This window comes from Streptococcus oralis subsp. dentisani, assembly GCF_002096335.1.
In the GTDB taxonomy this organism is placed as follows: domain Bacteria; phylum Bacillota; class Bacilli; order Lactobacillales; family Streptococcaceae; genus Streptococcus; species Streptococcus oralis_Z.
Genome location: NZ_NCUW01000030.1, coordinates 434,607 through 448,280 on the forward strand (window position 1 = coordinate 434,607; position 13,674 = coordinate 448,280).

Annotated in this window: 10 protein-coding genes; 5 read left to right on the forward strand and 5 right to left on the reverse strand. The window is 39.7% G+C overall.

The window, feature by feature from the left end; all coding sequences use genetic code 11:
- Positions 1-29 precede the first annotated feature (29 nt).
- From B7709_RS08575 to zwf, 3 genes are all read left to right on the forward strand, one after another.
- Complete coding sequence (locus B7709_RS08575; protein ID WP_049478192.1) at positions 30-2,195, forward strand: ABC transporter substrate-binding protein/permease; 2,166 nt, start codon at positions 30-32, stop codon at positions 2,193-2,195.
- Positions 2,195-2,935: an amino acid ABC transporter ATP-binding protein gene (locus B7709_RS08580; RefSeq protein ID WP_001096337.1), complete on the forward strand. Its 741-nt coding sequence runs from the start codon at positions 2,195-2,197 to the stop codon at positions 2,933-2,935. Before B7709_RS08575 ends, B7709_RS08580 begins: the two co-directional genes overlap by 1 nt.
- A gap of 149 nt (positions 2,936-3,084) precedes the next feature.
- Positions 3,085-4,572, forward strand: a complete 1,488-nt coding sequence (gene zwf, locus B7709_RS08585) for a glucose-6-phosphate dehydrogenase (RefSeq protein ID WP_084939726.1) — start codon at positions 3,085-3,087, stop codon at positions 4,570-4,572.
- A 46-nt stretch (positions 4,573-4,618) separates the two neighbouring features.
- On the opposite strand, the gene ftsY is transcribed toward zwf, so the two are convergent.
- Genes ftsY through B7709_RS08600 form a run of 3 tightly spaced genes read right to left on the reverse strand, consistent with a single transcriptional unit; the run spans position 4,619 to position 7,533 of the window.
- Positions 4,619-5,920, reverse strand: a complete 1,302-nt coding sequence (ftsY, locus tag B7709_RS08590) for a signal recognition particle-docking protein FtsY (protein WP_084972456.1) — start codon at positions 5,918-5,920, stop codon at positions 4,619-4,621.
- 3 nt (positions 5,921-5,923) lie between these two features.
- Positions 5,924-6,742, reverse strand: coding sequence for a Cof-type HAD-IIB family hydrolase (locus B7709_RS08595; protein ID WP_084937729.1), 819 nt, complete (start codon positions 6,740-6,742; stop codon positions 5,924-5,926).
- Positions 6,742-7,533: a Cof-type HAD-IIB family hydrolase gene (locus B7709_RS08600; RefSeq protein WP_084972457.1), complete on the reverse strand. Its 792-nt coding sequence runs from the start codon at positions 7,531-7,533 to the stop codon at positions 6,742-6,744. Before B7709_RS08600 ends, B7709_RS08595 begins: the two co-directional genes overlap by 1 nt.
- Positions 7,534-7,750: 217 nt before the next feature.
- On the opposite strand from B7709_RS08600, the gene B7709_RS08605 reads away from it, so the two are divergent.
- Positions 7,751-8,446: a VIT1/CCC1 transporter family protein gene (locus tag B7709_RS08605; RefSeq protein ID WP_084972458.1), complete on the forward strand. Its 696-nt coding sequence runs from the start codon at positions 7,751-7,753 to the stop codon at positions 8,444-8,446.
- Positions 8,447-8,485: 39 nt separating this feature from the next.
- Here the strand turns inward: B7709_RS08605 and B7709_RS08610 are convergent, their stop codons facing one another.
- Positions 8,486-10,474, reverse strand: coding sequence for an ABC transporter permease (locus tag B7709_RS08610; RefSeq protein ID WP_084972459.1), 1,989 nt, complete (start codon positions 10,472-10,474; stop codon positions 8,486-8,488).
- A gap of 1 nt (position 10,475) precedes the next feature.
- Positions 10,476-11,234: an ABC transporter ATP-binding protein gene (locus tag B7709_RS08615; RefSeq protein WP_033629643.1), complete on the reverse strand. Its 759-nt coding sequence runs from the start codon at positions 11,232-11,234 to the stop codon at positions 10,476-10,478.
- Between the two features lie 445 nt (positions 11,235-11,679).
- On the opposite strand from B7709_RS08615, the gene B7709_RS08620 reads away from it, so the two are divergent.
- Positions 11,680-13,674, forward strand: a complete 1,995-nt coding sequence (locus B7709_RS08620) for a DUF1430 domain-containing protein (RefSeq protein WP_084972460.1) — start codon at positions 11,680-11,682, stop codon at positions 13,672-13,674.

Below are 13,674 nucleotides of genomic sequence, written 5' to 3' on the forward strand. Positions count from 1 at the left end.
GGGAAAATATTCGGAAAAGGAGACTAAAAATGAAGAAAAAAATACTAGCATGTTTGCTCATTTTATTTCCCATTTTCTCACTAGGTATGGCAAAAGCTGATACTGTTAAGATTGTGTCTGATACAGCTTACGCACCTTTTGAGTTTAAAGATTCAGATCAAACCTATAAAGGGATTGATGTTGATATTATCAATAAAGTCGCAGAAATCAAAGGGTGGAACATCCAAATGTCTTATCCTGGCTTTGATGCAGCTGTAAATGCGGTGCAGTCAGGCCAAGCAGATGCTATTATGGCAGGTATGACAAAAACAAAAGAACGTGAAAATGTCTTTACCATGTCTGATACATATTATGATACAAAAGTTGTCATTGCTACCACAAAGGCAAATAAAATCACCAAATATGAGGAACTTAGCGGAAAAACAGTTGGAGTTAAGAACGGAACTGCCGCCCAACGTTTCCTCGAAAGTATCAAAGATAAATACGGTTTCTCTATCAAAACCTTTGATACAGGCGATTTGATGAATAACAGTCTAAGTGCTGGTGCTGTAAATGCCATCATGGATGATAAACCTGTTATTGAGTATGCGATTAACCAAGGACAAGATCTCAGCATCAATATGGATGGTGAGGCTGTTGGAAGCTTTGCCTTTGGTGTCAAGAAAGGAAGCAAGTATGAACACTTGGTTACCGAGTTTAACGAAGCCCTAGCACAAATGAAAAAGGATGGTAGCTTGGAGCAAATCATCCAAAAATGGACCGCTTCTACAACTACGGCAAGCCCAACGACAACTACTGCTGCTGGACAAAAAGCTACTCCAGTGAAAAGCAAGTACATTATTGCCAGCGACTCATCTTTTGCCCCATTCGTCTTTCAAAATTCAAGCAATCAATACACTGGTATTGATATGGACCTCATCAAGGCCATTGCCAAAGATCAAGGTTTTGAAATTGAAATTACTAACCCAGGATTTGACGCAGCCATTAGTGCTGTTCAAGCAGGACAAGCAGATGGTATCATTGCTGGTATGTCTGTAACAGATGCCCGTAAGGAAACCTTCGACTTCTCAGAATCATACTACACAGCAAATACGATTCTCGGTGTGAAAGAATCAAGCACCATTGCTTCTTATGAAGACCTCAAGGATAAAACTGTCGGTGTTAAAAACGGGACTGCTTCTCAAACATTCCTTACTGAAAACCAAAGCAAATACGGCTATAAGATTAAAACCTTTGCAGATGGCGCATCAATGTATGACAGTCTGAACACTGGCTCTATTGATGCCGTGATGGATGATGAGCCTGTTCTCAAATATTCTATCAGTCAAGGGCAAAAATTGAAAACGCCAATCGCTGGAACTCCAATCGGTGAAACTGCCTTTGCGGTTAAAAAAGGAACAAACCCTGAATTGATCCAGATGTTCAATAATGGACTTGCTAACCTCAAAGCTAATGGAGAATTCCAAAAGATTCTTGACAAGTATCTAGCTAGCGAATCTTCAACTAACTCTACAAGTACGGTTGACGAAACGACTATCTGGGGCTTGCTTCAAAACAACTACAAACAACTTCTTAGTGGACTTGGAATCACTCTTGCTCTAGCACTTATTTCATTTGCAATTGCCATTGTCATCGGGATTATCTTTGGTATGTTTAGCGTTAGTCCATACAAATCTCTTCGTCTGATCTCTGAGATTTTCGTTGATGTTATCCGTGGTATCCCATTGATGATTCTTGCAGCCTTCATTTTCTGGGGAATTCCAAACTTCATCGAGTCCATTACAGGCCAACAAAGTCCAATCAATGACTTTGTTGCTGGTACTATCGCCCTCTCACTCAATGCAGCTGCTTATATCGCTGAAATTGTTCGTGGTGGGATCCAAGCCGTTCCAGTTGGACAAATGGAGGCCAGCCGCAGTCTTGGTATCTCTTATGGAAAAACCATGCGTAAGATTATCTTGCCACAAGCAACTAAATTGATGTTGCCAAACTTTGTCAACCAATTCGTTATCGCTCTTAAAGATACAACCATTGTTTCTGCTATCGGTCTGGTTGAACTTTTCCAAACTGGTAAGATTATCATCGCCCGTAACTACCAAAGTTTCAAGATGTATGCAATCCTTGCTATCTTCTATCTTGTAATTATCACGCTTTTGACTAGACTAGCGAAACGCTTAGAAAAGAGGATTCGTTAATGGCAAAACTAAAAATTGATGTAAATGATTTGCATAAGTATTATGGAAAAAACGAAGTTTTAAAAGGTATTACAACTAAATTCTACGAAGGAGATGTTGTCTGTATCATCGGACCTTCTGGTTCTGGTAAATCGACCTTCCTCCGTAGTCTTAACCTTCTCGAGGAGGTAACGAGTGGCCACATCACAGTGAATGGTTATGATTTGACTGAAAAATCAACCAATGTCGACCATGTTCGTGAAAACGTGGGAATGGTCTTCCAACATTTCAACCTCTTCCCTCACATGTCCGTCCTAGAAAATATCACTTTTGCTCCTATTGAACACAAACGGATGACCAAAGAAGAAGCTGAAAAATTGGGGATGGAGTTGCTTGAAAAGGTTGGCCTTGCAGACAAAGCGAATGCCAATCCAGATAGCCTTTCAGGTGGTCAGAAACAGCGTGTAGCCATCGCACGTGGACTTGCTATGAACCCTGATATCATGCTCTTTGATGAGCCAACTTCCGCTCTTGACCCTGAAATGGTTGGAGATGTACTGAATGTTATGAAGGAATTGGCGGAACAAGGCATGACCATGATTATCGTAACCCATGAGATGGGATTTGCTCGTCAGGTGGCTAACCGTGTTATCTTTACGGCTGATGGTGAATTCCTAGAAGATGGAACTCCAGATCAAATCTTCGATAACCCGCAACACCCTCGTCTAAAAGAGTTCTTGGACAAGGTCTTAAATGTATAAAACAAAACTGTAAGGTTCTCCTTACAGTTTTTTAATTGCGTATTGGATTTTTTGTTTTTTTTGAAAATTATGATAAAATAAAAACTATGATAATGAGGAAATCTCATCCCTAGTCCAACTAGGAAAAAATATAGAAATTAGGTAGCTAGATGTCATCAAAGGTTATTGTTACAATTTTCGGTGCGAGTGGAGATTTAGCTAAACGCAAACTCTACCCTTCCCTTTTCAGACTCTATAAATCAGGCAATCTCTCTGAGCATTTTGCTGTTATCGGAACAGCTCGTAGACCTTGGAGTAAGGAATATTTTGAATCTGTAGTTGTCGAGTCCATCCTTGATTTGGCAGATAGTACCGAGCAAGCTCAAGAATTTGCTAGCCACTTCTACTATCAAAGCCATGATGTGAATGATACGGAACATTACATTGCTTTGCGTCAATTACAAGCTGAGCTCAATGAAAAATACCAAGCTGAACACAATAAACTCTTCTTCTTGTCCATGGCACCTCAGTTCTTTGGAACCATTGCCAAGCACCTCAAATCTGAAAACATTGTCGATGGTAAAGGTTTTGAGCGCTTGATCGTTGAGAAACCATTTGGTACAGACTACGAAACAGCTAGCAAACTCAATGAAGATCTCCTTGCGGCCTTTGATGAGGAGCAAATCTACCGTATCGACCATTACCTAGGTAAAGAGATGATTCAGAGTATCTTTGCTGTTCGTTTTGCCAACATGATTTTTGAGAATGTTTGGAATCGCGAACACATCGATAATGTTCAGATTACCTTTGCAGAGCGCTTGGGTGTAGAAGAACGTGGTGGCTACTATGATCAATCTGGTGCCCTTCGTGATATGGTGCAAAACCATACACTCCAACTCCTCTCTCTTCTAGCCATGGACAAACCAGCTAGCTTTACAAAGGATGAGATTCGTGCTGAAAAGATAAAAGTCTTTAAAAACCTCTATCATCCAACTGAGGAAGAACTGAAAGAACAGTTTATCCGTGGTCAATATCGCTCTGGTAAAATCGATGGCATGAAATACATTTCCTATCGTAGCGAGCCAAATGTCGACCCAGAATCTACAACAGAAACCTTTGCATCTGGCGCCTTCTTTGTAGATAGCGACCGTTTCCGTGGTGTTCCCTTCTTCTTCCGTACTGGTAAACGTCTGACTGAAAAAGGGACTCATGTCAATATCGTCTTTAAGCAAATGGACTCTATCTTTGGAGAACCATTGGCACCAAATATCTTGACCATCTATATCCAACCAACTGAAGGATTCTCTCTCAGCCTCAATGGGAAGCAAGTCGGTGAAGAATTTAACCTAGCGCCAAGCTCTCTGGATTATCGTACAGATGCTACCGCTACTGGGGCTTCACCAGATCCATACGAGAAATTAATCTACGATGTCTTGAACAACAACTCTACCAACTTTAGCCACTGGGACGAGGTGAGTGCTTCTTGGAAATTGATTGACCGTATCGAAAAGCTTTGGGCTGAAAATGGTGCTCCACTTTACGATTATAAAGCTGGAAGTATGGGCCCACAAGCAAGCTTTGACTTACTAGAGAAGTTTGGAGCAAAATGGACTTGGCAACCAGATATCGCCTATCGTGAAGAAGGTCGTTTAGAATAACAAAAATATCCTGCAAGTTTAATCTTGCAGGATTATTTACTTTCTATTAAACCAAGCCTTCTAAGAGACCCTTCATAAAGTTTTCAGAGTTAAATTCACCGATATCATCGATTTTTTCACCAAAACCGATCAATTTTACAGGGATATTGAGTTCTTCTCGAATTGCCAGAACGACACCACCTCGAGCAGTTCCATCAATCTTAGTCAATACGATACCAGTAACAGGTGTAATTTTCGAAAATTCTTTAGCTTGTACCAAAGCATTTTGTCCAGTTGAAGCATCGAGTGCCAGGAAGGTTTCATGTGGCGCTTCTGGCACGACACGCTTGATAATACGACCAATCTTTTCCAACTCAGCCATCAAGTTTTCTTTATTTTGCAAACGACCGGCTGTGTCAATCATCAAAATATCAATACCTTCTGCTACTGCACGCTCCATCCCATCAAAGACAACGCTGGCTGGATCGGCTTTCTCAGGACCAGTTACAACAGGAACATCTACACGGCGACCCCATTCTGCTAACTGGGCAACGGCTCCAGCACGGAAGGTATCCGCAGCAACCAGCATGACTTTCTTGCCAGCTTGTTTGTAACGATGAGCTAATTTCCCTATAGAAGTTGTTTTCCCAACACCATTGACTCCGACAAAGAGCATGACTGTCAAACCATCTTGGAAATGGATTTGTTCATCGTAGTTGCCATCCTTCTCATAGAGTTCAACCAATTTCTCGATAATGACACGACGAAGTGCGTCAGGTTTCTTAGCGTTTTCAAGTTTGGCTTCATAACGTAGTTCTTCTGTTAAGTTTGAAGCGACTTGCACACCGACATCGCTCATGATGAGCAGTTCTTCCAATTCCTCGAAGAATTCTTCATCAACCGAACGAAAGTTGGCAAAGAAAGCATTCAAGCGTGCTCCGAATCCCGTACGGGTTTTCTTGAGACTGCGGTCATATTTTTCCTGAACGGTTTCTTCAACCTGAGGACTTTCTTCTTCTACAACTTCAGACGCTAGCTCTTCTTCTGTCTCTTGGTTCTCTTCTTCTAGAGCTTCTTCTGTCTCTTGGATTTGCTCCAATTCAACAGCTTCTAGCTCCGGCTCCTCTTGGTTTGTTTCCTCGACTGCTTCTGGTTCAATAACTTCTTCTGTCGAGATCTGAGGAATTTCTTCTTGAGCAGGTGTTTCTTCCACTTTGTCTCTTGCTGTCTCTTCCTGAGAAGTTTCTTCGACTGCAGTTTGATTTTTCTCAACCTCTTCTGACAAATCAAGATTTTCCAGTGCTTCTTTTACAACATCTTCGATTTTCGGCTCTTCTTTTTTCCCGAATAGACGGTCAAATAATCCCATATTCTAATTCTCCTTTAGCACGTATTCTTCAATAGCCCAGGCAACGGCTTCCTCGTCGTTGGTCATTGGGGTAATCACATTGGCAACTTCCTTAACCGCTGGAACAGCATTTTGCATGGCAACTCCTAGACCTGCCCACTCAATCATGGAAAGGTCATTGGCCTCGTCACCACAAGCCATGACTTGACTTTGATCGATTCCTAAGTGTTTAATTAATTTCGCTAAACCTGTTGCCTTGTGGACGTTTTTCGGCGACCATTCCAATAAGAGTTCACGCGATTTGAAGATTTCGTATTGGTCAAACAATTCTGGAGAAATCTGTTGAATCGCTGCATCCAAAGGTTCTTGGGCAAAAGCAGTCACGCATTTATTATACGTCATCTGACTAGATAGATCTTCAAAAGCGACAGGTACGAAAGTCAGGGCTGGGTTGAACTTAGCATAGAGACTTTCTTGGTCTGACTGGATTTGATAGACGGTTCCTTCTGAAATAGCATCTAACGGTAATCCGAGTTTTTCAGTTTCCTCGTACAATCGTGCCACATCGTCGATTGAAAAGACGGTTTTATCGAGAATCTCTCCTGTATTTTTCTGTACCAGACCACCATTAAAGGTGATGGTGTACTCGTCCTCCAGACCATCAGTCCCTAGCTCATGGAGAAAGAAATCCATAGCCTTCAAAGGACGACCTGTTGTCAGAACGACCTTGATGCCACGATCACGCGCAGCTTTGAGGACCTCCTTGGTACGTTCTGTTAGCTTTTTATCCGTTGTCAGCAAGGTACCATCCAAGTCCAATGCAATCAATTTAATATCTGCCATTATAAGCCCTCCATATAAGCCATCACTGATTGGTTCTTATGGTGGCCAATCACTGCTTCTGCTAATTCTAAAATCTCTGGTCGCGCATTTTCAGGAGCGATTGGGTGTCCAACAACCTGCATCATGTGAAGGTCATTGAGATTATCGCCAAAAGCCATAACCTGATCCATGGTCAGACCAAGTTTTTTTGCCAGCTCAACAATAGCTACACCCTTATCAACATAGTCCAAGACAATATCAATGGATTCAAAACCAGTTGTCATGGCTTTCACACCAGGAACATTTTCGTTGACCCAGGCCTCACCAACTTCTATCGTTTCTTCAGTAAAGTTAGTAGTGAATTTAAAAATCTCATCTGTGATATCTTCTAAACTCGCTACTTTTTGAATATTTTCATTGTAGTGACGACTAAACATGAGATAGGTCTCATCCACTGTACCCAAAACATAACAAGCTTTTTTCCCAGTCAAGAGCATTTTTCTTTCATCAAAATAGGGTGATTTCTTTAAAGCTTCAAAAGTGCTCAAGTAAAAATCCCGAGACATAGTAGCCTCATACATATCCTCACCATGAAACTCAACATAGCTGCCATTTTCAGCTATAAAAATCACTTCGTCACGCACATCCGCAAATAGCTTTTTCAAAGACAAGATACCACGACCCGAAGCCACTGCAAAATAAATTCCCTTTTCCTTGTAGGATACAAGTAAGTTTTTGAGTCGTTCCATATCAAACCGACCCTCTCCGTCTAGAAAGGTTCCATCCATATCGGTTGCTACAAGTTTAATCATAAAATCCTTCATGCTCCAATTGATAAATCTATCTTCTATTATACCATAGATAAGCTAAAAAAGGACTTGTACAGTAGGATTGGCTACTGTATAGCCGTGCTTTTTCGGTAAAGTCGAAAAGGGCTTAAAAATTAGAATCGTAGAACTTTTTTCAGATAGTTTAAAAAGTTTGTATTCCCCTTCTCTTTTCTCTATAATGGAGAGAAAGGAGATGACTATGACAGAAATAAAACACGAAATTGATGCAAACTTTGCAGGACGACTCAATATCCTACGTGCGGGCGTTCTCGGTGCCAATGATGGAATTATTTCCATTGCTGGAGTCGTAATCGGGGTTGCTAGTGCGACAAGCAATATATGGATTATCTTTTTATCTGGATTGGCCGCTATCCTCGCTGGTGCTTTTTCTATGGCTGGTGGCGAATATGTCTCTGTATCCACTCAGAAAGACACGGAAGAAGCCGCTGTTGCGAGAGAGCAATTACTATTGGATAAAGACATGGAATCTGCAAAACAATCCCTCTATGCTGCTTATCTTCAAAACGGTGAGTGTGAAACCTCAGCCGAGCTCTTGACCAACAAAGCCTTTCTCAAAAATCCCCTCAAAGCCTTGGTCGAAGAAAAGTATGGAATCGAGTACGAAGAGTTTACCAACCCTTGGCATGCTGCTATCTCTAGCTTTATCGCCTTTGTACTGGGAAGTCTTCCTCCTATGCTTTCGATCACCGTCTTTCCAAGTGACTATCGTATTCCAGCAACTGTTCTTATCGTAGCCCTTTCCCTTCTTATTACCGGCTATACCAGTGCTAAATTAGGAAAAGCTCCTACGAGAACTGCTATGATCCGTAACCTCTGTATCGGACTTCTCACCATGGGCGTAACCTTCCTCTTGGGACAACTCTTTAGCATTTAAGATAAAAGAAATACCTCGACAAGCATCGAGGTATCTTTTTTACATTTGCACAATCTTGCGATAGCTTCTTGAAGTAATCATAAAGATTAAGACATAGACGATGAGGAAGATGGCACAAATGGACAGAGTGACTGTCAACATCATGGTTGCATCCATCACGCCAATAACTTTTAGGATGAGGCTAAGCATGTGATAAGCAAAAGCAAGGTGTAGGAAGGCAAAGAGCAATGGAAGGAAGAAAACAGTTAGAACCTGTTTGTTAATGGTTTGCTTGATTTGCTTTTGATCGAGTCCAACCTTTTGCAGAATGATGAAACGTTCACGGTCTTCATAGCCCTCAGAGATTTGTTTGTAGTAAATAACCAGAACTGTTCCCACCATAAAGATGATAGAAAGGAAAATACCGATGAAGAAGGTCCCACCAAAGAAAGCACTCATCTGCGCACTACTATCAGCCAGATTGCTTCCGTAAATAAAGCTTCCTTCTTTGCTTGATTCTCTATTAAAATCATCAAGGAATTTTGAATAGTCATCTGCAAGTTTGAGTTGCTCTTCCTCACTAGCTGTTACATTCATACCACCATAGTATTGATTAAAAATGGAAGAATTAGGATGCTGGTCAAGAAAGGCTTTCAAGTCAGGAACAACCAGATAGTTATAGTCCGAAGTTAGAATATTGTACTGATTTGGGACATGTTCAAGAATAAAATCTTTTTTGATTTCTTCCTTTATTGTATAGGTCTGGTCATTTAGAGTCAGTTCTTTCTGTCCTTGAAGTTCTTTGTTCTTAGTAAACAATCCAACTTCCTTTCCTGAAAGTGCAAGTTTTTGGCCCGTCATATTCTCATAGTCTTTTTGGTCAAAGACCATAAAAATAGTTTTCGGTTGAACACGATTTTGACCTTTCTCAAAGATTGTCAATTTCGTACCTTCTTGGTTTGCTACACCAAAGCTACTGTATGTAAGGACTTCTTTCTTTGTGACAGTCAATCCTTTATCGCTAGCATACTGGTCTAGGAGTTTATTTATGTCTTCTTTTTCAACATTCTGTCCTGTAATTCCAAAATCATGTGGATTCATGACTTTCTTGAAAGTTTCAGAGCCCTTAAAGATACTGGTTGCTGCGGACATGGTCACCAAGACCATGGTTGAAAGAATGGCAATCGTAGCCAAACCAACCGCATTTTTCTTCATACGGAAGATGAGATTGGATACGGAAATCATGTTGTTGGGTTGGTAATAGTAACGCTTGTTTTTCTTCAAGATTTGTAGGAAAACTGTGATTCCTGCATTGAAGAGAAGATAAGTTCCCAAAATTACCAACAAGACTGCCACAAAGAAAATCAGCACAGCATTAAGTGGATTTTCAACGGTAACTGCTAGGAAATAGCCAGCTCCCATACTAATCAAACCTAGAATGGTTTGAAGACCTAAGAAACGTCCTTTTTTCTCACCACTGGCTTTTTCACGAGAGAGCTGAAGGGCATTCATGCGTGCAATCCGAAAGGCATTGATAAAAATCAAACCTAGGAAAATAGCGCCAAAAACGATGAGAACTAGTATAAAGACAATTGGTTGGAAAGTCGAAACGAGCTCTACCTTCATTTTCATCAGCTTCAGAAGAAGGGCGAAGATTAGCTTATCAAAGAGAGCTCCTAGGCCAAGTCCAGCTGTCAAGGTTAGGGAGCCAAATATAAGAAGCTCCTTAAAGACCATGCTGATTAAATGGCGTTTTTCTAATCCTAACATACCGTAAATCCCTAGTTCTTTGGAACGGTTTTTCATGACGAAACTATTGGCATATAAGACAATGATAGCTGAGGCAATGGTGACAATCACCATACCAAGACCGAGCGTCATGGAGATAGTCTCTCCCCCTCGAATCTTGCCAATATTAGGGTTCAGTGTCAATGAGTAAAAGAGATAAGTGATGGTCACAGCTAAGAGAACTGCTAAAGCAAAGGGATAGTAGAGTTTGCGGTTTTTAATTAAGTTCGAAACCGCTAACTTATTGGTCAATCGAAACATACTAATTCACCTCGCTTGCCATAACAGTCAAAGTATCAGAGATTTCTTGGAACATCTGACGCTCTGTCTTGTCTCCACGGTAGATTTGGTTGTAAAGAATCCCATCCTTGATAAAGAGAACACGCTTGGCCCTGCTAGCTGCCGCTGTTGAATGGGTTACCATAAGAATAGTTTGGCCACGTTCATTGATTTCATCAAAAACATCCAGAAGAGCTGCAGATGATTTGGAGTCAAGGGCTCCTGTTGGCTCATCCGCAAGGAGAATTTCAGGCTCGGTAATGATGGCGCGTGCTACTGCTACCCGCTGTTTTTGCCCACCCGAGATCTCATAAGGGTACTTCTCTTGCAATTGGTTGATGCCTAAATTTTCAGCTGTTACCACCAATTTCTTCATCATCTCTGTGATGGGTTTTCGTGATAACACTAGCGGAAGCAAGATATTGTCTTTGACCGATAGAGTATCTAGCAAGTTAAAATCTTGGAAGACAAAGCCCAACTTCTCACGACGGAAACTCGAAGCCTGAGAATTTTTAATGGTTGCTGTGTCTATTCCGTTTAGGTAAACCTGACCACGAGTTGGTTTGTCAAGCATAGCTAGGATGTTGAGTAGGGTAGACTTCCCTGAGCCAGACTCTCCCATGATAGCAACGTAGTCACCCTTTTCCACAGTAAAGTGAATGTCTTTAAGAGCCTCTACTTGGTTGCCTTGGAAACGTGTTTTGTAGATTTTTTGAACGTGTTTTACATCTAAAAGTGTCATGATTTTCTCCTTCTTAATATCCCATCAATTGAAACTGTGCTTGCATCATAGCGCATCCGAGTTGAACACGCTCGATATATTTTTGACTTGGTTTTCTTCTTTTCTTTTGTAAAATTCTTTTCATGGTTTTGCTCCTTTGTTCTTTATGAATCTAGTTTATCGCAAAAAAAGACGGCTTGCCATAACCTAACCTTACAAAAGAGACTTTAATCTTACATTTTTGTAAGATTGAGGAATTTTTTTGAAAATGGCTACTATAAGAAGTCCTGTCATTGCTTGTTCTATTCTTAAAATAATGGTAAAATTAAATTATGAAAAGGCTTTCTTTGACATCTTGTAAAAGAATTGGCTTTCTGCTAATTATTTTTAAAGGTGCTAAACTATCATTCGTATCACTGCTATAAGGAGGGAGGTTCAACTCCCTCTTTTTTAGAAAGAGGTTCCTATGAAACGTGTTTTTCTCTTCATCAGCAATCTTCTTCTGGCACTCTTTCTGATTGGTGCTTTGTCCTTTTGGAAAGACTCTCTTCCACAAATCCTGTTCCCAGGTGCAGCAGTATTAAGCGGGCAAGCAGATTATTCTACCGTTAAGGAAAAATTAAATAGTCTTGCTAAAGAACATAATAGTCTTATCGCAAGAACCATTTGGGAAGTTGATAGTGATGGAAAATCAAGAACTTTCTACGAAGCTTTTGGAGATGGGCAACTCCCAGACTGGATGCCTCCAGCAAGTCAAGAAAGCATTCACAAGAGCGATCTTCTCAACAACTACAATATTATCAGCGGTTCCTTAACTAGTCAAGAATTGGCTACTCATCTGAAAGAACTTGGACTAGAAAAAGCGAATGCATTTGAAAATGATAGAGTATCCTTCGTACTGGCCATGTTTACCCAACCTAATCAGCTCACCAGTATGTTAATCTTTTTGCTGACTTTCTTAGCTTTAATTGTTATCGGTCAGATTCAATCTCTCTCTCAGTCAGGGATTAGATTGATTTCTGGAGAGCGGCTGAGCCATCTCTTCTTTCGTTCTCTCGCAAGAGACGGACTTGATATCCTTCTTTTCGGCTTGCCTGCTTTCCTAATAGCTAGTGTTTTAGTAGTTTACCTAGGCTATCCTTATGAAATTCAGACTTTTTTAGTAATACTATTTATTTTTTATAATAGCCTGCTTCTCTTGCTAAGTCTTCTCATCGCTTTTCTTTTTACTATTTCTTTGAAAAGAGTTCATCTTCTCTCTATCATTAAAGGAAAATTACCAATTAAGTCAATTTTACGTATTCTTTACTTTGGTCAAGCTCTGTCTATCTTATTAGTTATTGTAGGATTTGGGCGCTTGTCCATTTATCATCATATATTTATGAAAAATGAGGCTGGACAAGCTACTTGGGAACAACGCTCCAATGTTGTTACTCTTCAAACAGGGCGTTCCAGTCAGATGAAAAATTTAGATGAACTGCAGACAAATGCTGATAAATGGTTTGACTTTATTCAATATTCTTTAGAAAATGGAAATGCCTTTCTAGTCAAACATAATCTCGCTATTCAAGCTATAAAACATTCTCTTTCAACTCATAATGATTCTGAACAAAATCCCTATGACTTGGAAGGGAAAAATATTCTCTATGTAACACCTGACTACTTCAAAAAAGAAGGTATAGAGTTAACATCAGAAACCTTTAAAAAAATCAATAATCTAAAAGATGGACAGGTTCTTGTAATACTACCTCAAGAACAAAAGAAAAATGAAGAACAAATAAAACAAAACATACAAGAAGATTTAACTAATCGATTATACAGTAGTGATACAAAGCATAGAGTCGAAGTTAGTATAACTTATACTGATCAAAAAAAAGATGTATTCATTTATAATACTACCCATATTTCTTATGATCAATGGTTGTCAACTCCTATTTTTATCGTAGTTTCTCCTAAGGCACTTGGAAAAGATTCTTCTATATTTTGGTTTACGAATCTAGAATATCTCTATTTTACCGATTTACAGCAAACACAAGAACTTTTGAAGTACTATCAACTTGATCCTATGATTTCAAGATTATCCTTTGCTAGAGAGACCTACCTCCAGTTAAATCAAAAAATTAAAATCGAAATTTATAGTAATTTAGCGAGTGGTATTTTTGCTATCTTGACTTCAATTTTACTTTTTACAAGTTTAAACCTACTCTATTTTGAATCCTTTAGAAAAAGTATATTCTTGAAAAAAATAGCTGGCTATTATTTCTTAGAATTACATAGCAGATATATCATTTCTCAGATAATCGCTCTCTTCATTGGAAGTAGTATAGCACTATATATCTCTAAGAATTTATGGATTACGCTGTTTCTATTTCTCAGCTTTTCAAGTTTAGCTATTCTTCTATTAAAAATTTGTGATAAAAAGGAAACTAAAACTTATGCTAGCATCATCAAAGGAGGATAG